Genomic DNA, 21982 nt, shown 5'->3' on the forward strand with positions numbered 1-21982 from the left:
GTTGTCAGACACATTGCCGAACTTTTGGGTTCGGAACTACAATTCGTCTGACAAAACCTGTCAGCGGCCATTCTCCCTGAGGTGGCCCATTTCTATTTTGCTCTAAGGCCCTGCCGTGGCGCGGTGGCCGATACATAGGAGACATGCATGGCCAAGACTTTCATGGATGAGAACTTTCTACTCGAATCCGCCACCGCACAAAAGCTGTATCACGAATACGCCGCCGGGCAACCCATCATTGATTACCACTGCCATCTGCCACCCGAACAGATCGCGCAGAACAAGCAATTCCGCAACATCACCGAAATCTGGCTGGGTGGCGACCACTACAAGTGGCGCTTCATGCGTTCTTCGGGCGTGACCGAAGATTTCATGACCGGGAACCAACCCGATCAGGAAAAATTCCGCAAATTCTGCCAAGTGCTTCCCTTGGGCGTAGGCAATCCCCTCTACCACTGGAGCCACCTGGAACTGCAACGTTATTTTGGCACCAAGACCCTGGTCAGCGCAGCGACTGCGGATGAACTCTGGGAAACCTGTAACGCCCAGATCGGCAAGCCGGAACTCTCCGCACGCGGGCTGATGGTGCGCTCGAACGTGAAAGTGGTCTGTACCACGGATGATCCCGTGGATGATCTGGCCCAGCACAAGGCTATCGCCGCTGATGGCTTTGCTGTCAAGGTACTGCCGACGTTCCGCCCGGACAAGGCTTTCAACATCGACCGCGCGGGCTTCCAGGATTACATCCGCAAGCTCGCCACTGTGTCTGGCATCGCCATCAACGGTTTTGCCGACCTGACCAAGGCACTCTCCGCACGTCTGGACTATTTTGCGGCCCACGGCTGTAAGGTTTCCGACCACGCTATCGATCTGGCCTTCTTCGCCTCGGCTTCCGAAACCGAGCTGTCTTCAATTCTTGCGCGTGCAATGAGCAATGAAGTCATCGCCAAGGAAGATGTCGAGAAGTTCAAGACGGGCGTAATGCTGCATCTGGGCCGCGAATACGCCAAGCGCGGTTGGGCCATGCAGTTGCACATCGGCGCACAGCGTAACAACAACACCCGCATGTTCAACAAAATGGGCCCGGATACTGGCTGGGATTCCATTGCGGATGATCTGATTTCGGCCAAGATCGCCCGCTTCCTGGATACCCTGGATGGCGACGATCTGCTGCCCAAGACCATCATGTACAACCTGAACCCGATCCACAATGAAGTGCTGGCCACCATGATCGGCAACTATCAGGACGGCAAGGTCATGGGCAAGATGCAATTCGGCTCGGGCTGGTGGTTCCTGGATCAGAAGGATGGCATGACGCGCCAACTCACCGCGCTGTCTCAACTGGGCAACCTGGGCGCCTTCATCGGCATGCTAACTGATTCACGTAGCTTTTTGTCCTACACGCGTCACGAATACTTCCGCCGCATCCTCTGCAACCTGATTGGTTGCTGGGTGGAAAATGGCGAGTATCCGCAAGACTGGGCACAACTCAAGAAGATTGTGGAAGGCATCTGTTATGGCAATGCAGAACGCTACTTTGCGTTCTAAACACCAAACAGCAAGCTGAAAACAAACTTTTCCGGCCCCAAAGCACGGCTTTGGGGCCGGAACTTCGTTTACGAATCTGTTATTTTTAGGCTAGAGCCGCGTGCGCAAAAGAAAAGGAGGCTCGATTTGAGCCTCCTTCATATCACGCAGACACTGACGAAGAATTATTGCCCAGACTTTGCGTTGAGCTTGTCTTCGTTGATCTTGACGCCGACTTTATTACGCAGGGCCTGTAGGTAGGCTCGCAAATCTTCACGCCCCAAAGCCGTGGCATAGCCGCTGGATATCTGCTTCAGGCGCGGATCATTAGCTTCTGCTTTGGCTTCCGTAACTTTTTCGACCCGGAAGACGGTGTAGCCATCTTCATCTGCAACACCAACATACGCAGGAAGCTGTTTGGCTGGAACACCAAAGATGGCCTTGCGCACATCCTTGGACATTTCACCCATACGCTGAACAGCTTGCGATGGCGACCACTTGGCATCCACCGCAGTACCTGCCTTCAATTTGGCTACAGTTGCCTCACCATCCACTTTGGTTTGTTTGGCGGCTTCTGCAAGCTTGGCAGAGGCTTCGGCTTCAGCCTTCACTTCGTCAAAGGTCTTGGTACGTGCTGGCTTGCTATCCACCACACGGAAGGAGAGCACAGAATCATGCCCCAGGTCGATGGCCTCGGAATTGCGCTTTTCCTTGATCGCCTCAGCGGAGAAGATCATCGCACGAACCTTGGGTGTCGACAGCACGCCTTGCGGCAAGCTTGCAGCTGTCAGCCAATCGGTCGTTTGCAGCTTCAAACCGAGTTTGTCTGCAATGGGCTTGAGGCCATCCGGTTGTTCGTACACCATGCTGCCAAAGTCGCTCCCCAGCTCTGCATAGCGCTTGACAGCCGCCTGATGGCGAACCTCAGCCAAAGCATCGCTCTTGGCTTCGTCAAACGACTTCACGCTCCCACCCTGAACCTCATTGAGCATGATGATGTGATAGCCATATTGGCTTTCCACCAGCCCCGAAATTTCCTTGGGTTTGAGTTTGAACAGCGCATCCTCAAAGGGCTTGACGGTTTCGTCACGGCCCACAAAGCCCATATCACCGCCCTTTTCGGCGGTGGGCTTGTCGTCAGAGGATTCCTTGGCGATCACAGCAAACTTACCCGGAGCTGCTTTGATCTTGGCCAGCAGATCCTCCGCCTTCTTCTTGGCTGCAGCCTTTACATCATCCTTGGCACCTTCAGGTATCTGCACCAGGATTTGGCTGGCATGGCGTTTTTCCGGCACGGAAAAACGCTTGTCCTTCGCGAAGTCGCCCGTCTTCTTGTACTCTTCATACCACTTACGCGCGTCTTCTTCCGTCACCTGGGCCTGGGCGCTCAAGTCATCCGCGCTAAGTACAACATACTCCAGCTTGACCTGCTCGGGCTGTTCAAAACGCTTCAGATTGGCGTCGTAATACTTCTTAGCCGCATCTGCAGCAAGCTTGACATCCGCCGCCTTGCTCTTGGCATCAAGGCGCCAGGCAGACACCGTGCGCTCCTCTTGCATCAGCGCCAGCCAATGGGAGGCGAGCACCGCAGGCATCTTGGTCGACTCGGTCAGAGAAAAGCTCAACGCGGCTTTCTGAATTTCACCACGTTGCTGGGCTTCAAACATCTGGGGCGTCATGCCCTTCTGCTCGACCGCCAATTGATACATCCGCATGGAAAATTGGCCGTTTTCCTGGAACTCCGGACTGGACTTGATCATATCCTGGAGGTAAGCATCAGAAATGGCCAGTTGCCCATCTTTGATGGCTATATCCAGCAAGCGCTGATTGATCAGGCTTTCCAACACACTGGAACGAAATACAGGGGAATCCGCCGTGGCACTGTCAAACGCCGCACCTTGCTGCTCGCGCATGCGATCAATTTGCTGCCGCAAGGCGTTGGTGAATTCAGCCTGGGTGATTTCCTGCTTGCCAACCTTGGCAACCGTATCGGCACCACCGCTGCCGTTACGGATATAGGCCTCAATGCCGACAAACGCAAAAGGAACCGTGATCACAGCCAGAATAAGCTGTGCGATCTTGGGATTGTTTCGAACGACGTCAAACATAATGGTCCAAGAATAGAGATCCGAAAAAAACAAAAGGCGAACTTACGTTCGCCTTGTCGAATTACTGGCGGAGTGGACGGGACTCGAACCCGCGACCCCCGGCGTGACAGGCCGGTATTCTAACCGACTGAACTACCACTCCGCGCTTTCTGAAGTAACGCAATAAAGTCTTGGTGGGTGCTGACGGGCTCGAACCGCCGACATTCGCCTTGTAAGGGCGACGCTCTACCAACTGAGCTAAGCACCCACTCACCAGAACACTTACTGCGTTCAGCAAAGACGGTTAGTTTACCGCATCTTTTAAAGCTTTACCAGGGCGAAATTTAGGAACTTTTGCGGCCTTGATCTTGATTGCGTCCCCTGTACGCGGATTGCGCCCTGTACGAGCGGCACGTTTACCCACAGTAAAGGTACCAAAACCAACCAGCGTCACGTCCTGATTCTTCTTCAGGGACTGAGTGATGGCAGCAATGGTTGCATCCAGCGCGCGGCCTGCTGCCGCCTTGGAAACTTCGGCTTGTTTCGCAATGACTTCAATAAGTTCAGACTTATTCACAACAACCCCCTCAAAGTGACTGTTCTCGAATGGACGGATTGCCATGCATCAAAGCTGGCGCCGCCCGGACGCGTACTGCACGTGTGCTTGGCTGCGGGAAGTTTTATAACAAGCCCCTTACGCTTGGTCAAGCCGCTTCTCACAAGTGGTCATCAGAAATATGGCTGTCTATGCCCTTGTTGACCATCATCGCCGCACCACAGTAGTGCGGCGATGCAAAACCAAGAGCATTTCTTCAAGAAAAAGACGCAGGTTGAGCGGATGCTGTGCTACGCCACGATAAGTATGAAATTCGCGGAAACACGCTGTCCATGCCTCGCTACGCCCATTACTCAGTGCAGCCAATTCTGTTTGGTAGTCCAAATAGAAACGTGGCGCAATGCCATTGGCCACCCGGGCACCATCCGCCAGCCAACGCTGTATCCAAGAAATCAGCAGCGCGAGGCTCAACCCCCGTTCGTCGGCATCTTTGGCTTTAAGGCGTGTTTCCCACTGTGCGGCCAGTTTCAGCGGGTCTGAATTCGGCAAACGCACCAACTCCGTAGCGAACTGGCGGCGCGCCTCATCCAGACCTTGCTGATGCATGCGTTCAACCAACAAGGGCAGCCCACTACAAAAACCTAGCAAAGCTTCGGCATCCTTGATTCCACACCCCGCCACCCAGTTTTTGACCTGTGCAGCACTTGGACGCCCAAAGTCAATTCTCTGGCAACGACTGAGAATTGTGGGCAACAGGCGCCTCGGAGCGTGACAGACCAACAGGAATACCGTGCCCTGCCCAGGCTCTTCCAGCATTTTCAGCATCGCATTGGCGGCCGCAACATTCATGGCTTCGGCAGGCTCAACAATCACCACCCGTCGCCCGCCTGCCCCCACTTCCAGCACGCTCTGAATGGCACGCACCTGATCAATCACAATCTGGCTGGAGCGGCTTTTCTCTTTCTTGGTGGGCGTCTCAGCCCCCTCGCCTTCTTCACCCGCTTCTTCCTGATCCGCAGCGGGCACCACCCGGAGTACATCAGGGTGGTTGCCTGATGCCAACCAATGACAGGCATTGCACTGACCGCAGGCAAATCCGTCTGAATCGGGGTGCTGGCAGAGCAATGCAGCGCATAGCTGTTCGGCAAACAGACGCTTGCCACTACCAGGGGCACCTGTGAGCAACAAGGCGTGCGGCAGGCGATCCCGACGGGCCGTTATGTCCTGCCACAAAGAGATCAACCACTCGGGCAAAGCGTGCTGACTCATGCGAAGCGTTCCCGCAGACAATTCAATACAGCCTCACAGACACTCTCAATCGGCGAGCCCGCATCAACCACCACAATCCGGCCATGCGAAGCAGCGGCCCGCATCAGGTAGGCACCGCGCACTTTCTTGAAGAAATCGGCCTGCTCGCGCTCGAATTTGTCTGCCTTGTCACGTCCTGCGGCAAGGCGCGCTGCTGCGACTTCTGGCGCAACATCAAAAAGAAACGTCAGATCCGGTTGCAACACTGGATGCACCCAATGCTCCAAGGCTTTGAACTTGGCCTCACTCAAACCTCTGCCGCCGTGCTGGTAGGCATAAGTCGCGTCACTGAACCTGTCGCACAGCACAAAGGCTCCACGCGCCAGCGCAGGCTCAATCACTTCCGCCAGATGCTCCCGGCGGGCAGCAAACATCAGCAGGGCTTCGGTCTCAAGGTGCATGGGCTCATGCAGCAACAATTCGCGTAGCTTTTCGCCCAAGGGCGTGCCCCCCGGCTCACGGGTGCGCACGACCTCCCATCCGGCACTCTTGGCCCAATCAGCAGCCGCTTCAATCTGCGAACTTTTGCCTGCGCCATCAATGCCTTCGAAGGTGATGAAACGTCCTGATCTATTGCTTAGGTGTTGACTCATTTCTTGCCGGCTTTCTGATACTGCATTACTGCACTGTTATGTTCTTCCAATGTGCGGGAAAATTTGCTTGAACCATCTCCCCTGGCCACAAAATACAGATAGTTCGATTCCCGTGGTTGCAGACTTGCCCTTAATGCAGCCACCCCAGGCAAAGAAATCGGGGTGGGAGGCAGCCCTGGACGCGTATAGGTATTGAATGGCGTGTCGGCCTGCAGATCCCGCTTATGCAGGTTGCCATCAAAATTCGGGCCCATGCCATAGATGACGGTGGGGTCGCTCTGCAAAGGCATCTTGATCTTGAGACGATTGACGAAAACCGAAGCAATCAGGGGGCGATCTTCCGCCTTGCCCGTCTCCTTTTCAACCACCGAAGCCAGGGTGAGCGCTTCATAGGGCGACTTCACGGGCAGATTGCTGTTGCGCGCCTGCCACTCCCGATCCAGAATCGCCGCCATGCGTTGGTAGGCACGCTTGAGCAGCTCGGTATCGCTGCCGCCACGTGCAAAGCTATAGGTATCCGGGAAGAACAGTCCCTCGGGCCGCTGGGGCGCCAGCCCCAAGCGGTTCATCAACTCATTATCGCTGAGGCCAAGAGTGTCGTGGCGCAAATCCGGGTTGGCATCCATCGCCGCGCGCAAATGGGCAAAGTTCCACCCCTCTACAATGGTGATGTCTGTGTAGGAATTTGACCCGGTGGAGAGCAACTCCACCAGTTCCCACAGACTCAGGTCTTGCTCAATGCGGTAGCTTCCGGCTTTGACCCTGACCGAATGCCCACTGAACCGCGCAGTCCAGGTCAGCAAAGGGGGCCACACCTTCACGCCAGCCTCGGCCACACGCTGCGAGACAACGCGCATGCTATCCCCCGGTGCGATATCAAAATCAATGGGAGAGTGCCTGAGGCCCAAAGGCTGGGTCGCATAATAGACAAATGTGCCTGCCAGCACGAAGCCCAGCAGTATCAGCAATTTGATAAAACGTGAAATCGTTCGAATCATGTAGCCGGTCAAACCACCAAAAGCCTGGAAAATGGATAGGTGAACAGCCAACCCTGGCCGTTCAGGCGCCTTATAATAACGGAAACATGAATAGGCCCAGACCATTATTGGACAACCGTCGGGCAGAACCCCAATGAAAGGATCTTTGCACATGCACTCCGCCTGGTCTCACTTGCTTGCCTCGCAGAACCTTGCCCCATCTCTTGCCGATCCCACCCTGCCAGGCTTCTCCAGTATAGAGGAGGCAACAACCCGCCTGCAGGCAGCAGTGCTGTGCCCTCTGCCACACTTGGGCGCTCTGCATGTTGAAGGCGAGGAGGCCGCAGCGTTTTTACACAATCTCACCTCCAATGATGTCAAGAAAATGCCGGGTGGTGGCATCCACTGGAGCAGCCTAAACAGCGCCAAAGGGCGGATGCTGGCCAACTTTCTGGTCTGGCGGAAAGACAACGGTTTTACGCTGATACTGGCGGCAGAATTGGTGGCAGAAATAGCCAAGAAGCTATCGATGTACGTGCTGCGGGCCAAGGTCAAGGTCAGCGATGCCTCCAGCACCGTGCTACTTAGCGGTCTGTTTGGAGCGCAAGCCTCTGAAGTGCTGAGCCAAGCAGGCCTGATTGCCCCGGCCAATGGCACAGGGAACGCCACAAGTGATGGGATGGGCGTCATCAGCATCCCGCAAGCTGGCGCCACAAACCGCTACCTGCTGGTGAACGCTACAGAGCAGGTCTCTGGGCTCTGGCAAAAACTGCTCAACACCCCAGCCACTCATGCTGTTGGTACCGCGGCATGGATTCGTGAAGATGTCCTGGCAGGCATTCCTTGGGTCACCAAGGCGATTCAGGAGGAGTTCATTGCCCAGATGCTCAATTATGAGTTGCTGGGAGGCGTGAACTTCCAGAAAGGCTGCTACCCCGGTCAGGAAATCGTGGCCCGCACCCAATACCTGGGCAAACTCAAAAAACGCATGTACCTAGCGCATCTGGATGACGCGGCGGCACCCACACCTGGGCAGGATCTCTATGCGCCCGTGTTTGGTGAACAATCCTGTGGCAAGGTTGTGACAGTCTGCCCAGCGCCTCAGGGCGGATCAGATTTGCTAATCGTAGTGCAGATGAGCGCTCAGGAGGCCGGTGAAATCCACCTCGGAAGCGCTGCTGGCTTACGCCTGACGCTCGGTGCCCTGCCCTACTCGATTGATTGAAGCGATCAAGCCAGCAAAGTACGGCTACGTCGCGCAGAAAAGAAGCTGGATAGCAACTGCGCGCATTCATCCGCCAAAACGCCCCCCTCAATCACCGCATGGTGATTGAGGTGACTCTCGGCATATAAATCAATCGCACTGCCTGCTGCTCCGGTCTTCGGATCGCGTGCGCCAAACACCACGCGGGCAATCCGCGCGTGAAAGATGGCGCCAGAACACATCACACAGGGTTCCAGGGTCACATATAAGGTACAACCGGGCAAACGGTAGTTGCCCAGGGTGCAGGCTGCGTCGCGCAATGCCATGATTTCGGCGTGTGAAGTGGGATCATGCAGCCCGATCGGATGATTGAAGCCGCGCCCCACGATCTGCTCCTCAAACACCACCAGCGCACCAACCGGAACTTCTCCAATGCTCGCTGCTTCGCGCGCCAATTGCAGCGCCTCACGCATGAAATACTCGTCCCGCTCGGTCATCCATCCTCCAGTTACGCCATGCTTCACCCACCGTTCACACCGTGGCGAGAAGTGATCAAAAACCCGATTTTATCGTCTTCAGCAAGCTGACATAAACAACTTTGCAAAATCCAGGCGCAAACGATTCTTTCATCAGAAAAGCAAAGAAAATCCGCTTATTGTGTTTCAAACGTTTACTTTTCATGGCTTCAGCCCAAAGAGGTAGTAAAATCACGCCTTAGTTTCTCCCTCCCGCTGCGCCCATGTCTCTCCCTCCCGCAATACATCGCTTTCTCCAAACTCTTTGGCAGATTGGTTTAATCACAGCCATCTGGTTTCTTGCCACCTGGCTCAGTAGTCGCTGGTTGCATAGCGTGCCAGCAGGCATCCTTGGCATCATCATTGCCCTGGTCTTGCTAGGCTTGGGACTTCTGCGCCGGGAATGGGTGGCAAGTGGTGCCACTTGGTTATTGCGCGAGATGCTGCTGTTCTTCGTCCCCGTTTTTGTTGCCATCATCCAATACCCCGATTTGATGAAGCAGCATGGACTGGGCATCTTGTTTGTGATCGTCGCCAGTACCGCCTGCGTGATGGTGGGCACGGCAATTGCCGTGGATATGGCATGGCGCCTGGAGCGGCGTTTGCGCAAATCGAACACGCAGGAAGGAGAAAACGTATGAACACGCCTGTCACGCTTCTCGTCGGCCTTTTCTGGCTTGCCCTGACAGTTCTGCTCTATGCAGCCATGCGCCATGTACATGGTCAGCGCCCGCATATCCTGCTCTCCCCGATGATTGTCGTCCCCATCGTGTTGATCATCACCCTACTGGTCGCCCGTGTGCCTTACGCCAGCTACGCTTCACAGAGCCATTGGCTATCTGCCATGCTTGGCCCGGCGACGGTGGCGTTTGCCATCCCTATTTTTGACTACCGGCAGATCATGCGTCGCCATTGGCTGCCGATATGTGTAGGCGTTGTGGTTGGTATGACTATCGCGGTAGTCAGCACGGTGCTGCTTTGCCGCATGATTGGTTTGCCAGACGCAATCGAGCGCAGCCTCACCGTGCGCTCAATCAGCACGCCATTTGCCATCATCGCCGCCCCGCAACTGGGGGGACAAGCGGACATCGCGGCCATCTGCGTGGTGATCACGGGCATTGTTGGCATGATTCTGGGCGAGTGGATTCTTGGCTGGCTTCCCCTGCGTAGCGAAGTATTGGCGCGAGGTGCACTCTTCGGCGCCGGTGCTCACGCGGTAGGCACTGCAACAGCGCACCAGCGCGACCCCGAAGAGGGGGTGATTTCCAGCCTGACGATGATCATTGCCGGGGTGCTGATGGTCTTGTTGGCGCCATTTTTGGCCCCCTTGGTGTAATAAAGAAAGACCATCTGTACAAGGATCTCACCGAAAAGCGCTCATGAAGGCTAAAATGCGATGATCTTCTGAATCCTTCATCGAGTGGCCTGTGAGCGCAAACAACGAAAAGACTGCTGCCGGAGCAGCGCAAACCACCAATTTTCTTAAGAATATTATTGAAGCCGACCTGGCTGCCGACAAATTTGTGGGGCGCGGTTGGGCTGGGATTGCCGGGGAAGCCAGTCTCCATGCGGCTAGCCAGCCAGACCCGGCAAAGATCCGTACCCGTTTTCCACCGGAACCGAACGGCTACCTGCACGTTGGCCACGCCAAGAGCATCTGCCTGAATTTTGGCTTGGCGCGTGATTTCGGTGGTGTCTGCCACATGCGCTTTGACGACACCAACCCGGAGAAAGAGGATCAGGAGTACGTCGACTCCATTCTTGATGCCATCCAGTGGCTGGGTTTCTCCTGGGACGCAAACGGCACATCGCACCTGTTCCACGCCAGCAACTATTTCGACTTCATGTACCACGCGGCAGAGTTGCTGATTGAGCGCAATCTGGCCTATGTGGATCAGCAAACGGCTGATGAGATGCGTGCCAATCGCGGCACCCTGACAGAAGCAGGCAAAAACTCCCCCTGGCGTGATCGCTCCGCCGAAGAAAACCTGCGCCTGTTCCGCGAGATGCGCGATGGCAAGCATACCGAAGGCAGCATGGTGTTGCGCGCCAAGGTCGACATGGCCTCCCCCAACATCAACCTGCGCGACCCGGCCATCTATCGCATCAAATTCGATGAGCATCACAATACGGGCAACAAGTGGTGCATCTACCCGATGTACACCTTCGCCCACCCGATTGAAGACGCGCTGGAGCGCATCACTCACTCCATCTGCACGCTGGAATTTGAAGATCAACGTCCGTTCTACGATTGGTTGTTGGCGCAACTGCGTGACGCAGGCATGTTTGCCGACCCGCTGCCCCGCCAGATTGAATTTGCACGCCTGAACCTCACCTATGTGATCACCAGCAAGCGCAAGCTGATGCAATTGGTAACCGAAAAGCATGTAGATGGCTGGGATGATCCGCGCATGCCGACCATTGTCGGGATGCGCCGCCGTGGTTATACCCCGGAAGCCATCCAACTGTTCTGTGAACGCATTGGAGTTTCCAAGGGCGATACCTGGATCGATTACTCGGTTCTCGAAGGTGCGCTGCGCGACGATCTGGACAACAAGGCTGCACGCGCCATGGCGGTGCTTGATCCGCTCAAACTCAAACTCACGAACTGGGATGCGCTCTTTGGCGCAGGCCACATTGAACCCTGTTCGGCCCCCGTCCATCCGCATCACGAAGAAATGGGCCGCCGTCAGTTCAACCTCACTCCCGAACTCTGGATTGAGCGCGAAGATTTCATGGAAGTGCCGCCCAAGGGCTACCACCGCCTCTACCCCGGCAACATGTCACGCCTGAAATACGGCTACGTCATCAAGTGTACGGGCTGTGAGAAAGATGCTTCCGGCAAAATCGAAACCGTGCTTGCCGAGATCGTGCCAGACACCAAGAGTGGCACGCCAGGGGCCGATAGCGTCAAGGTCAAGGGGGTAATCACCTGGGTTTCCGCCAGCGAAGGGGTGGCCGCTGAAATCCGCTTGTACGATCGGCTGTTTACCGAAGCACACCCCGATGCAGGCGGGCGCAATTTCCTGGATGCCTTGAACCCCAATTCCAAGCGCGTCATCCAGACCTGGGTTGAACCAAGCCTGGGCAGCGCTGCCCCAGGGACCAGCTTCCAGTTCGAGCGACATGGCTACTTCGTGGCGGATCGCAAGGATCACGGCAAGGATGGCAAGATCATCTTCAACCGTACCACCACCCTCAAGGATAGCTGGGGAAAATAGGCCATACGCGTAAGCGGGTGCTGACATCACAAAATCCTGCCTGCGGGCAGGATTTTTTGTGTGTGGCGGTTATGTTTCCATGCGATCAGACCAACCAGTTATTGATCAAACGCCCAACGATAACCAGATGGCAGAAGAGAAAAAAACCGAGAAGAAATGGCCGCAGGCCGCCTGAGCGTATCTGGGCCAGGGTGGTTTTCAGCCCCAGTGCGGCCATTGCCCCGGTCAGCAGCCAAGTCCCCAATTGCCGCAGCCCGGCCACAACAGGCATCGGAATCAACGAGGTCGAATTCATTCCGGCAAAAACAACGAACATCACCGCAAACCAAGGTATGCTGATCGCCCGCCCCTTGGCCTCCCGAGAACGGAAAAGCGCACTGCTTGCCAACAGAAAAGGCACCAGCAGCATGACCCGGATCATCTTGGCAATTACAGCGGCATGCGCGGTATCGTCACCGATGATGCTGCCAATGGCAACAACCTGGGCGACCTCATGCACGGTTGAGCCCACATAGATCCCGAAATCCACCCGGTTTCCTCCTAACCATGCATAGAGCAAGGGGTAGACCAACATGGCAAGCGTTCCAAACAACACCACTGTTGCAACTGCTGCTGCGGCTTTACCGGCCACCGGCTTATCTTTGTCATCCAGCACGGGAACCGTGGCAACCACCGCCGCTGCACCACAGATTGCACTCCCCGCCGCAGTCAGCAGTGTTGTTTCACGATCCATCCCAAGCACATAGCGCCCGACCACCCAACCCAATCCTAGCGTTGAGCACACCATCAATACGTCGACTCCCAAGCCAGAAACCCCCAACTGAACGATCTGCTGGGCGCTGAGATTAAAGCCGTAGAGCGCCACGCCAATACGCAAAAAGCGTTTTTGCGCCAGTTGCACGCCTACCTCATACTTGGTCTGCGCAAAAAACATCGGAAAACAGTTGCCGAATACAACCCCCAGGATGATCGCCAAGGTCAGCGCACTCAAACCGTGCTTCGCCAAACCAGCTTGGGCCAAAACAGTCGCCAAGATGCCAAACGCAGCAACCCAAACCAGCCCCGGATAAGTCTCTCGCCACATACGCATGATCAAATTCCCACAAAAACAATAGGGACGAGCGTAAATGCCGAGCTATAATCAGTAAAACATATATTTCATATACATTAAATCACTTCTACTGATGAAAATAAGCCTGCGGCAACTTGAGGTTTTCACGGCCATTGCCAACCACGGCGGCGTGACGCGCGCAGCCGAACACATTGCCATGACGCAGGCCGCCGCCAGCATGGCACTTGCGGATCTGGAACGACAACTCAACACCACATTGTTTGACCGGATTGGCCGCCAACTTATCCTCAACGACATGGGGCGCCTGATTCTGGCGCGTGCTCAAGACGTGCTGGACCGGGCACACGAGATTGAGACGATTGCACAAAACTCAGGGTTCGATCTACACCTTGGCGCCAGCGTTACCATTGGCAATCATTTACTGCCTGCCGTCATTGCAAAGATCAAGCAAGACTATCCAGAGAGCAGGATTCGCGTCTCCCGATTCAATACAGAGCAGGTGATTGAGCAGCTTCTGGCGTTTCGTATCGACCTGGGTTTTATAGAGGGCCCGGTTCACAGCAAAACAATCCAGCGCTTTACCTGGCGGCAAGACCATCTCCTGCTGTTCGCCCCCCCAGGGCATCCCCTCACCCAAGGTGAGATTTCGCCCTGTGAGCTGGAAACTGTTCCCTGGATTGTGCGCGAACATGGTTCCGGTACGCGTGAAGTCCTAGAATGGGCCTGCCTTCAACATGGCGTGCATCCGAACATCAGCCTGGAACTAGAGCAGCCCGAAGCCATCCGCCAATGTGTGCGTGCGGGCCTGGGCATTGGATGCCTATCGGAATTGGAGTTGGAGGAATCCTTTCATCGCGGCGAACTCGCACCGATCCAGGTCAGGGGCATGTCCATGCCCAGGGAATTACAAATCGGTATGCATTGCGAGAAATACCCTGGCAAAGGTATTCGGGCCATTTTCGAAACCTGTGGCGTTCAGCTTGATGAAAAGTGACGCCCCACTTTAAAAGCGCCTTCCGGCATCAAGCGCATCGGTTTTTCCACAGGCGCTTGTGCTGACTCCGGCGCAGGCATCGCAATTTCTGCTGGTGCAACAATGACCTTGTTGCGTCCGCTGCGCTTGGCCTGATACAAGGCCGCATCCGCCCGCATGATCATCGATTCCAGGCCTTCTTCTGAATGCTCACTGAACGCGACACCAATACTGACGGTCACCGCAATCGTTGTATCTTGCCAAGCCATGTTGATGGCACGCGTCATCGCCCCCAGGCGGTCTGCGGTCTGGATACCGTGTGACAAAGACGAGTTGGGCAACAACACGCAAAACTCCTCACCACCATACCGTCCCACCACATCCGATAGCCTCAACTGATCACGCAAGACATCTGAGAAATTCCGCAGTACCGCATCCCCGGCCGCATGTCCATGCACATCATTGACCTGCTTGAAATAGTCCAGATCCAGGAACAGCAGAACCGAACTTTGCTGGGAACGCGCCTGCAAGGCCACCATTTGGGAGGCTACATCAAAAAACATGTAGCGGTTGAGCAGGCCCGTGAGCGGATCATGGTGCGCCAAATGTTCAAGGTCACGATGCAGACGCATCGCAATCGTAATGATCACACTGAAATAGATGCAGGTAGTGGAGAGCATGCATAGCAGGTGCACCACACTATGGGGCGAAAAGTCCTGCAAGAACGAGGCGCCCAGATACGATTCAATCACTGGCGGCATGAAGACCCATTGAAACAAGCTCCGCAGCGCAGCGACTGCCAACGCTGTGCCGAGCAAAACAAACGGCAGGAGAATGCCCCACACCATGGGCAACGCGTCTGAACGCTGAAGATACAACCAGACGATGTGCCCGCCCCACAACAACATGAACGCAATCACACCGGAGCTGATGAAAATGCGTAACGACGTATCGTGCCAGTAATATGCAAACACAAACAGCGCCATGCCAAGACAAACCACCCCGGCAAGCACGCCCCGCCGCAGCCTCACCCCCAAATCCAGTGCAATGGCATGAGGCAGCATGGCAGAACCCGCCAGCAACAATATGTTTGCCAATACAACGCTCAACAAAGGGTCCCAATGCCCCCGCATTGCAATCAGCAACAGCCCCAACCCCTGGATTGCACATGAAATGGCCCACAGCGACAAAGCGCCAAATTGACGCATCATTCGTGAGGCAATAATGAATGCGGGGCAGGCTGACATCAGCAAAAGCCCGTGAACCAGCAAAATAGTACGCGCATCAACGGTAATGGGCATAGGGGCTCAGTCAGGAACGAATCGTGGTCTTCCTCAAAATTGCCAACTCTTCATTTGCGGACCCGGGTTTCAGCCCGCATCGCCATCAACAAAAAATAGCGTCTATCAATATGTCATAGCCCTGCGGCAGGTAAAAACAAGCTGACCAAAGGGAATAACCACCTCCTATGGCTTGAAAATCGTGGAAATCGACCTATGGATCGGGTAAATCATCACAAAGCCCCTATAATTGGACAATGTTCCCGATCTACCCAGCTTTCCCGCCTGATTTCTCCCCGGTAATTGCCCAGTGCCCCAAGCCATGAATACAGAACCTGGGTTTCTCCGCCGTGCCTGGTTGCACGATAAAGCGCTCGACAGCCTGAAAGTCGCATTGGCTTTCGCAGGGGTTCTTGTCTTTTACTTCGTCACTGATTTGGAGCAGTGGTTGGTGGGTCTCTTGCTGGGGGTCATCGCCTGCGCATTAGCAGAAACCCCTGATCGCTTTGTTGGACGCTTGCAGGCGCTGCTGGTCACACTGGCATGTTTTGCCATTGCCGCCTTTTCTGTACGCCTGCTCTTTCCCCATCCCTGGTTATTCGTACTGGGCCTGGGCATCTCTACGCTGGGGTTTGTGATGCTTGGTGCGCTGGGGGAACGCTATGCAACGATTTCCGTCGCGGCGATCATCCTGGCTGTCTACACCATGCTTGGCCTAAGCCAACATGGGTCGTTCCCAACGCAATTCTGGCAAGATCCTCTCGTACTGTTGGCTGGAGCCAGTTGGTATGGCTGCATCTCCCTGCTGGCTTCTGCGATATTTGGTTTGCGTCCTGCACGCCAGGTCATCGCCCAAGTGTTTGATTCGCTTGCCATCTATCTAGAACTGAAGGCCGATCTGCTGGAACCTATCGCGGGGCGAGACATCAACACCCAGCGGCTGGCTTTGGCCGCACAAAATGGGCGCCTGGTAGGGCTAATGAATCGTGCGCGCGAAATCCTCTTGCTCTGGGCGCAAGGAAAGCATCCCGCGCGTGGCAGCCAATCACTGCTGCATTGGTATTTTCTGGCACAAGAAATTCATGAGCGAACGAGTTCCGCTCACTATCCGTATGATGCCTTGGCCAAAGCCTTTGCCCGCAGTGACATCCTGTTTCGCTGCCAGCATTTGATGCGCGCCCAGGCGGAATGCTGCAAGCGCCTTGCAGAAGCAATCCTGAGCAGCAGCCCCTATGCAGGCAGCCAGTATGAAAACGCAGCACGCCAGGAGTTGGGACTGGCACTCACCTATCTCCAAACCCAAAACGCCCCCTGCGATACTGGCCTGCTCGACTCCCTGGCGGATTTGTGCCGGAACATCAGCACGATTGGCACCCTGCTTGCCAAAGCCGCTATGTCAAGCAACATAGATATCGTGCAGGACAATACGCTGCGTGACTACAACCCGAAAACACTGGCGGAAATCTGGCAACGACTGCGCGAACAGGTTTCTCCACCGTCCAAACGTTTCCGCCACGGTGTACGCTTGGCAGTTGCCCTGGCAGCCGGTTATGGACTTTTGCATGCCTTCTCACTGCCACAAGGCTACTGGGTGATCCTGACCACCGTGTTTGTCTGCCAGCCCAACTTCAGCACCACCTGGCAACGCCTGGGGCAGCGCATCGGCGGAACACTATTGGGGCTCTGTGCCGCCAGTCTTTTCATATCGGCTTTCCCTCACCACCTTGCCCAGCTTGCGCTACTGTTGGTCAGCGGTGTGGCGTTCTTTGTCTTCCGGGCCAATCGCTACATGCTTGCCACGGCCTGCATCACTGTGTTGGTAATGATCTGCTTCAACCAGTTTGGCAGCAGCTATGCGCTCATCCTGCCGCGACTCGTCGATACGCTGATTGGTAGCGCACTGGCGGCCGCAGCGGCTGCGTTCATTCTGCCCGACTGGCAAGGCAAGCACATCCATCATGCCATGGCGCGCTCCATCAAGCTGGCAGACATCTACCTTGGCGAAGTTCTCTGCCAATACCGCGAAGGCAAGCGTGATGATCTTCCTTACCGCGTAGCGCGACGGGATGCACACAATGCCGATGCAGAACTTTCCACCACACTCTCCACCATGCTTGCAGAGCCTGGGCGATACCGCATGGCCCCGGAGGCCACGCTACGCTTCCTCCACGCCGGCCACTCTCTGCTTGGCTACATCTCTGCGCTGGGCGCACACAGAGAACGCATTGAGAATTGGCAACAGGATGCACAAATCACTGCGACCGAGCGCCATATTCGTGCTAGTCTCCAAGGGATTGCCAACGCACTGGATTCCCATGCCTGCACGCAGATCACCGACTTCGAGCCGATACCCGAAGCGAGGTCCGCGCAAGCATCTGCAAACCCCGTAGAAAGACGTTTGATGCGCCAACTCCGTGTCATCGAACAACTCTTGCCAGAGCTGGCCGAACTCGCTTCTGCCTTCGCTCGGGAAGCAACCCCAAAACACCAGGACTGAGCCTGACAAGCTCATCCCATAACGCTATTCTTTAGCCCCCTATACCATGACCGACACAGTCGACAATTTCGCATCTCTTAACCTCTCTGCCCCGCTGCTGACCGCACTGGCAGATGTAGGCTACGAAACCCCCTCCCCCATCCAGGCCGCTTGTATTCCGCTTTTGCTTGCCGGGCACGATCTTCTGGGCGAAGCACAAACGGGGACCGGCAAAACGGCCGCCTTCGCGCTGCCTTTGCTCGAACGCCTGAATCCCAACTTGCGCAAACCGCAGGTATTGGTGCTGACCCCCACGCGTGAGCTGGCCATCCAGGTTGCAGAAGCCTTCCAGCGCTATGCCAAATACCTGCGCGATTTCCATGTGCTGCCCCTGTACGGTGGGCAAAGCATGGTCGTGCAGTTGCGCCAGCTCAACCGTGGCGCACAGGTCATTGTCGGCACACCGGGCCGCGTGATGGATCACATTGAGCGCGAAAGCCTGCAACTTGACGGGCTCCAGGCCCTGGTACTGGATGAAGCCGACGAAATGCTGCGCATGGGCTTTATCGATGATGTGGACTGGATTCTTGAGCACATCCCGGCCGAACGCCAGACCGCGCTCTTCTCGGCAACCATGCCAGAGCCCATCCGTCGCGTTGCGCGGCAACACATGCGCGAACCGCAGGAAATCAAGATCAAAGCCGCCACCACTACGGTCGCCACCATCCGCCAGCGTTACTGGGCCGTGCGAGGCGTCCATAAACTGGATGCGCTCACCCGTATCCTGGAAGTAGAAGAAGACTTTGATGCCGCCCTCATCTTCGTGCGCACCAAGACTGCCACCACCGAGTTGGCAGACAAACTGGAAGCCCGTGGCTATGCAGTTGCTGCACTGAACGGAGATATGAACCAGGCATTGCGCGAACGGGTAATTGAGCAACTCAAAACAGGCTCCCTCGACATTGTGGTCGCCACCGATGTTGCCGCCCGTGGTATCGACGTTGCCCGCGTCAGTCACGTCATCAACTATGACATTCCGTATGACACCGAGGCCTATGTGCACCGTATCGGCCGCACCGGTCGCGCAGGTCGCCAGGGCACGGCCATCCTGTTCGTAGCTCCCCGCGAAACAGGCATGCTCAGAGCCATTGAGCGTGCCACACGCCAACCCATTGAACAGATTTCACTGCCCAGCAAGGAAGCCGTAGCCGACCGGCGCATCACCCAATTCAAGCAGCAAGTTGCAGAAGCCATCGAAGCACTGGAAGACAACCAACTCGACTTTTTTGCCGAAGTCGTTGATCAACTGGCCACCGAAAAGAGCTTGGATACCGCAGAGATTGCCGCAGCGCTGGCTTACCTGTTACAACGCGAACGCCCGCTCCAACTGGAGGAAGGTGGCAAGGGTTGGGATCTGGCAACCGCCCCCGTTTCTCCACCCGCCCACGAACGCCCCCGCCGTGAAAACCGCGATGAGATCCTCACCAAGCGGCGAGACTTCGTCAACAGCGGCATGCAACGCTATCGCATTGAAGTAGGCCGTGAGCATGGCGCCACACCAAAGGAAATCGTAGGCGCCATTGCTAATGAAGGCGGCATAGAAGGTCGCAACATCGGGCAGATCAACCTCTTTGATACGTATAGTACGGTGGAATTGCCGGAGCTACCTGCTGAATTGCTCAACTTCCTCAAATCCACCCGGGTACGGCAAATCCCTATCAATATCCGCCTGGCCCTTACAGGGGAAGGCGATGAAGCACGCGGGCGTGGCGGTGATCGTGACGGACGTTTTGCCAAACCTGCACATGCAGACCGCAATGACAGACACGAACGTGAACGCTCTACAGGTAACGGCTTCTCTGATCGCCCCTACAAGAAGCCGTATGAATCGCGTAACCGTAGGGAGGATGCGCCAACACCCCCACGCGCCAGCACCAAACCACCTTATTCAAGTGAGCGTGAACGCAGCACCCAGGACCGGCCCAGTTGGCACAAGGATGAAACCCGCACCGAACGGGACACCCCACGCCACGGTGACGCCCCGCTGAAACGCGGCTTTGCCGATCGCAAAGCCCCACCCCGCCCTGCCTCTACCGGCCCATCTCGCTTCGCTGGAAGCAAGCCTGCCAAGACTGGCAAACGAGGGCACTGAACAAACACTTGAGAAGCACACTTTACTGCACCCGCCCGCCCAGGGCGGGTTGTGCTTTTATGCCGTTCACGACATGCCGGCTATTTTCTCCAGTGAATGGAACACCTGCTTGCCTAATTGTCGGGCGGTGGACACCATGCGATCCGCACCTGCGGATGGCCCACCGATACGCAAACACGCATCACACATGGCCAGCAGGCGCTCAGCGCTTGGATGGAAGATTTCCTCGAATACAGCATCCCCTACCACCTCTGAACCCGCAGCTTCAATCAAAGGCAGCGCCAGCCATTCGCCCAACATAGGGACGTGTCCCAGGCGGTAGACAGCCAATGCTGCATCGGTCATGGCCTGTACATTGGCGGCGATACGCACCGGATCACCATCCGTACCACTGCGGTAAGGCCCGGCAACCAGAATCATCATGGGCTCATTCTTCATTATGTCTCCCCTACCTTAATGGATATCACGCCACGCCTGCCAAAACACCGCCATCTGGCAGGAAGTCTGGGCTTGCCGCGCTGAAAATGGAACAATTATCCGCTCTATTTTTGATCAGCGTGCGCGGCCTTCATGACGACGCAAGGTCTGTCTCGCCAGAAGATCCAGCCCACAACAAATGGTAAAGTAGATCATACCAACAAACAGGAAAACCTCAGCCGGATAGACCATTGTCCGACTATTGACCTGTGCAGCCAGAAAAGACAACTCCCCCACCCCAACGATATATGCCAAAGATGTATCCTTGATCAAAGATACCCATTGATTAATGAAGGAAGGCAACATCATTCGCAACGCCTGCGGCAACACTACATGTCGCAGCACAGCACCCCTCGTGAGCCCGACAGACAACCCAGCCTCCCACTGCCCTTTGGCAATGCCGCGAATCCCCGCATAGACCGAATGGGATAGATACGCACCACCAATAAGCGATAACGAGAACATCACCGATAGCACACCCGGCACATCAATCCCAAACGCCAGCGGCAACAAAAAGTAGGTCCAGAAAATCAGCATCAACACAGGGATTGCCCGAAAAAAACCGAGCACGGCGGTCAGTACAATACGCAAGCGCTGACTGCTCATCGCCAAAGCCACGCCCAACCCCAAGCCCAACACGCCAGAAACCAAGGCGGAACCGACGCTTAATATCAGCGTGAGTGCGGCACCGCCAATCGGGCCATCCGGCCAGGTGCCCCACAACAGGTAGGCCAGATTGCTACGGATAATTGTAAAGTCCATGTCAGCGCCTTGCTCCTGCCACCGGGAAATGACGCTGGAGAAATTGCGCCAACACCTCTATCACCGCAATAATCATGATATAAAACAGTGTCGCCATACCAAACGCCTGAAACGTCTTGAACGTCACGCTCTCAACTTGTCGTGATGCATAAGATATCTCCATCACGCCTATTGCCATGGTCAGTGAGGAGTTCTTGACGATGTTCATGTACTGCCCCATCAGCGTTGGCAAAGAAATCCGGAATGCCTGGGGCAAAATGACATAGCGAAATACCTGCACAGGCCGCAATCCCAGCGCTTGCGCTGCGTAGCGCTGAGACTTCGGCACCCCTCGCATCCCCGCACGGATTTCCTCAGACACATAAGCAGCGGAATACAGCACAAGGCCAAAAACGCCGCATACGAATTCGTAAGAGGGCCATTCGATCGGCACCCCAAACAAAACAGCTACATGTGTGTCATTCAACCAATCGCGCACGCCATCGGGCAATACGGCTGAGGCACCAAAGTACCAAAAGAACAACTGCACCAACAGTGGGGAATTACGAAGCAGGGATACCAGACTCGCAGTGCCCCAGGCCAACGCTCGCCAGCGGCTGTTACGGGCAATAGCGGTGAGAAACCCTAAAAAGCTTGCTGCGGGGATCACCAGTACAGTCACTTCCAAGGTTACCAAAAACCCCTTGAGCAACCAGATCTGATATTGCGTCTGCAACAGATCACCAAAAATAGATTGAGGATTCATGCCTTGCCAGAATAGGAAAAAGCTGGCAACCGCAATGCGGTGCCAGCATAAGTAGGA

The 21982-nt window shown here is 55.7% G+C and carries 19 protein-coding genes and 2 tRNA genes; 8 read left to right on the forward strand and 13 right to left on the reverse strand.

Features of this window, described 5'->3' with window-relative positions:
• Positions 1-147 precede the first annotated feature (147 nt).
• The gene (gene uxaC / locus B145_RS0107030; RefSeq protein ID WP_018606220.1) at positions 148-1548 is read left to right on the forward strand and encodes a glucuronate isomerase; all 1401 of its coding nucleotides are present in this window, start codon (positions 148-150) and stop codon (positions 1546-1548) included.
• A gap of 164 nt (positions 1549-1712) precedes the next feature.
• Here uxaC and B145_RS0107035 read toward each other — a convergent pair whose 3' ends face one another.
• The 7 genes from B145_RS0107035 to mltG all read right to left on the reverse strand — a co-directional run bounded on the left by B145_RS0107035 (position 1713) and on the right by mltG (position 7069).
• Complete coding sequence (locus B145_RS0107035; RefSeq protein WP_026258910.1) at positions 1713-3635, reverse strand: SurA N-terminal domain-containing protein; 1923 nt, start codon at positions 3633-3635, stop codon at positions 1713-1715.
• A 65-nt stretch (positions 3636-3700) separates the two neighbouring features.
• Positions 3701-3777: transfer RNA gene (locus B145_RS0107040), tRNA-Asp, on the reverse strand.
• Positions 3778-3806: 29 nt separating this feature from the next.
• A tRNA-Val gene (locus B145_RS0107045) sits at positions 3807-3882 on the reverse strand.
• A 36-nt stretch (positions 3883-3918) separates the two neighbouring features.
• Entirely contained in the window at positions 3919-4191 is a 273-nt protein-coding gene (locus tag B145_RS0107050) for an HU family DNA-binding protein (RefSeq protein ID WP_026258911.1), read from the reverse strand.
• Between the two features lie 186 nt (positions 4192-4377).
• Positions 4378-5439, reverse strand: a complete 1062-nt coding sequence (gene holB, locus B145_RS0107055) for a DNA polymerase III subunit delta' (RefSeq protein WP_018606223.1) — start codon at positions 5437-5439, stop codon at positions 4378-4380.
• Complete coding sequence (tmk, locus tag B145_RS0107060) at positions 5436-6071, reverse strand: dTMP kinase (RefSeq protein ID WP_018606224.1); 636 nt, start codon at positions 6069-6071, stop codon at positions 5436-5438. Before tmk ends, holB begins: the two co-directional genes overlap by 4 nt.
• Positions 6068-7069 (reverse strand): endolytic transglycosylase MltG, encoded by a 1002-nt coding sequence (gene mltG, locus B145_RS0107065; RefSeq protein WP_026258913.1) that lies wholly within the window; start codon positions 7067-7069, stop codon positions 6068-6070. Before mltG ends, tmk begins: the two co-directional genes overlap by 4 nt.
• A gap of 151 nt (positions 7070-7220) precedes the next feature.
• Here mltG and ygfZ point away from each other — a divergent pair, with 151 nt between their 5' ends.
• A complete protein-coding gene (gene ygfZ, locus B145_RS0107070; RefSeq protein ID WP_018606226.1) occupies positions 7221-8273 on the forward strand; it encodes a CAF17-like 4Fe-4S cluster assembly/insertion protein YgfZ in 1053 nt (350 codons plus the stop codon).
• 5 nt (positions 8274-8278) lie between these two features.
• Here the strand turns inward: ygfZ and tadA are convergent, their stop codons facing one another.
• Entirely contained in the window at positions 8279-8749 is a 471-nt protein-coding gene (gene tadA, locus B145_RS0107075; protein WP_018606227.1) for a tRNA adenosine(34) deaminase TadA, read from the reverse strand.
• 242 nt (positions 8750-8991) lie between these two features.
• Here tadA and B145_RS24695 point away from each other — a divergent pair, with 242 nt between their 5' ends.
• The 3 genes from B145_RS24695 to B145_RS0107090 all read left to right on the forward strand — a co-directional run bounded on the left by B145_RS24695 (position 8992) and on the right by B145_RS0107090 (position 11988).
• On the forward strand, positions 8992-9408 hold the full coding sequence (locus B145_RS24695; protein WP_033406524.1) for a CidA/LrgA family protein: 417 nt from the start codon (positions 8992-8994) through the stop codon (positions 9406-9408).
• Entirely contained in the window at positions 9405-10103 is a 699-nt protein-coding gene (locus B145_RS0107085) for an LrgB family protein (RefSeq protein WP_018606229.1), read from the forward strand. Before B145_RS24695 ends, B145_RS0107085 begins: the two co-directional genes overlap by 4 nt.
• Before the next feature lie 91 nt (positions 10104-10194).
• Complete coding sequence (locus B145_RS0107090) at positions 10195-11988, forward strand: glutamine--tRNA ligase/YqeY domain fusion protein (RefSeq protein WP_018606230.1); 1794 nt, start codon at positions 10195-10197, stop codon at positions 11986-11988.
• Between the two features lie 85 nt (positions 11989-12073).
• Here B145_RS0107090 and B145_RS0107095 read toward each other — a convergent pair whose 3' ends face one another.
• Positions 12074-13078 carry a YeiH family protein gene (locus tag B145_RS0107095; RefSeq protein WP_157288305.1) on the reverse strand — a complete coding sequence of 335 codons (1005 nt, stop codon included), beginning with the start codon at positions 13076-13078 and terminating at the stop codon, positions 12074-12076.
• Positions 13079-13172: 94 nt separating this feature from the next.
• On the opposite strand from B145_RS0107095, the gene B145_RS24700 reads away from it, so the two are divergent.
• Positions 13173-14054: a LysR substrate-binding domain-containing protein gene (locus tag B145_RS24700; RefSeq protein WP_018606232.1), complete on the forward strand. Its 882-nt coding sequence runs from the start codon at positions 13173-13175 to the stop codon at positions 14052-14054.
• Here the strand turns inward: B145_RS24700 and B145_RS0107105 are convergent.
• The gene (locus B145_RS0107105; protein ID WP_018606233.1) at positions 14036-15334 is read right to left on the reverse strand and encodes a GGDEF domain-containing protein; all 1299 of its coding nucleotides are present in this window, start codon (positions 15332-15334) and stop codon (positions 14036-14038) included. The two genes, B145_RS24700 and B145_RS0107105, sit on opposite strands and share 19 nt — an antisense overlap.
• 301 nt (positions 15335-15635) lie before the next feature.
• Here B145_RS0107105 and yccS point away from each other — a divergent pair, with 301 nt between their 5' ends.
• Together yccS and B145_RS24710 are read left to right on the forward strand one after the other, a co-directional pair.
• The gene (yccS, locus tag B145_RS24705; protein ID WP_018606234.1) at positions 15636-17810 is read left to right on the forward strand and encodes a YccS family putative transporter; all 2175 of its coding nucleotides are present in this window, start codon (positions 15636-15638) and stop codon (positions 17808-17810) included.
• A 46-nt stretch (positions 17811-17856) separates the two neighbouring features.
• Positions 17857-19941: a DEAD/DEAH box helicase gene (locus B145_RS24710; protein WP_018606235.1), complete on the forward strand. Its 2085-nt coding sequence runs from the start codon at positions 17857-17859 to the stop codon at positions 19939-19941.
• Positions 19942-20007: 66 nt separating this feature from the next.
• On the opposite strand, the gene B145_RS0107120 is transcribed toward B145_RS24710, so the two are convergent.
• The 3 genes from B145_RS0107120 to B145_RS0107130 all read right to left on the reverse strand — a co-directional run bounded on the left by B145_RS0107120 (position 20008) and on the right by B145_RS0107130 (position 21925).
• Positions 20008-20379, reverse strand: coding sequence for a hypothetical protein (locus B145_RS0107120; RefSeq protein ID WP_018606236.1), 372 nt, complete (start codon positions 20377-20379; stop codon positions 20008-20010).
• A 114-nt stretch (positions 20380-20493) separates the two neighbouring features.
• Positions 20494-21180: an amino acid ABC transporter permease gene (locus B145_RS24715; protein ID WP_018606237.1), complete on the reverse strand. Its 687-nt coding sequence runs from the start codon at positions 21178-21180 to the stop codon at positions 20494-20496.
• 1 nt (position 21181) lies between these two features.
• Positions 21182-21925 carry an amino acid ABC transporter permease gene (locus B145_RS0107130; RefSeq protein WP_018606238.1) on the reverse strand — a complete coding sequence of 248 codons (744 nt, stop codon included), beginning with the start codon at positions 21923-21925 and terminating at the stop codon, positions 21182-21184.
• Between the last annotated feature and the right edge of the window lie 57 nt (positions 21926-21982).

The organism is Uliginosibacterium gangwonense DSM 18521 (genome assembly GCF_000373965.1).
GTDB classification, from domain to species: Bacteria; Pseudomonadota; Gammaproteobacteria; order Burkholderiales; family Rhodocyclaceae; genus Uliginosibacterium; species Uliginosibacterium gangwonense.

Coding starts and splice junctions, on each gene's coding strand:
- uxaC (WP_018606220.1), top strand. CDS start 148: ATGGCCAAGACTTTCATGGATGAGAACTTTCTACTCGAATCCGCCACC.
- B145_RS0107035 (WP_026258910.1), bottom strand. CDS start 3,635: ATGTTTGACGTCGTTCGAAACAATCCCAAGATCGCACAGCTTATTCTG.
- holB (WP_018606223.1), bottom strand. CDS start 5,439: ATGAGTCAGCACGCTTTGCCCGAGTGGTTGATCTCTTTGTGGCAGGAC.
- tmk (WP_018606224.1), bottom strand. CDS start 6,071: ATGAGTCAACACCTAAGCAATAGATCAGGACGTTTCATCACCTTCGAA.
- mltG (WP_026258913.1), bottom strand. CDS start 7,069: ATGATTCGAACGATTTCACGTTTTATCAAATTGCTGATACTGCTGGGC.
- ygfZ (WP_018606226.1), top strand. CDS start 7,221: ATGCACTCCGCCTGGTCTCACTTGCTTGCCTCGCAGAACCTTGCCCCA.
- tadA (WP_018606227.1), bottom strand. CDS start 8,749: ATGACCGAGCGGGACGAGTATTTCATGCGTGAGGCGCTGCAATTGGCG.
- B145_RS24695 (WP_033406524.1), top strand. CDS start 8,992: ATGTCTCTCCCTCCCGCAATACATCGCTTTCTCCAAACTCTTTGGCAG.
- B145_RS0107085 (WP_018606229.1), top strand. CDS start 9,405: ATGAACACGCCTGTCACGCTTCTCGTCGGCCTTTTCTGGCTTGCCCTG.
- B145_RS0107095 (WP_157288305.1), bottom strand. CDS start 13,078: ATGCGTATGTGGCGAGAGACTTATCCGGGGCTGGTTTGGGTTGCTGCG.
- B145_RS24700 (WP_018606232.1), top strand. CDS start 13,173: ATGAAAATAAGCCTGCGGCAACTTGAGGTTTTCACGGCCATTGCCAAC.
- B145_RS0107105 (WP_018606233.1), bottom strand. CDS start 15,334: ATGCCCATTACCGTTGATGCGCGTACTATTTTGCTGGTTCACGGGCTT.
- yccS (WP_018606234.1), top strand. CDS start 15,636: ATGAATACAGAACCTGGGTTTCTCCGCCGTGCCTGGTTGCACGATAAA.
- B145_RS24710 (WP_018606235.1), top strand. CDS start 17,857: ATGACCGACACAGTCGACAATTTCGCATCTCTTAACCTCTCTGCCCCG.
- B145_RS0107120 (WP_018606236.1), bottom strand. CDS start 20,379: ATGAAGAATGAGCCCATGATGATTCTGGTTGCCGGGCCTTACCGCAGT.
- B145_RS24715 (WP_018606237.1), bottom strand. CDS start 21,180: ATGGACTTTACAATTATCCGTAGCAATCTGGCCTACCTGTTGTGGGGC.
- B145_RS0107130 (WP_018606238.1), bottom strand. CDS start 21,925: ATGAATCCTCAATCTATTTTTGGTGATCTGTTGCAGACGCAATATCAG.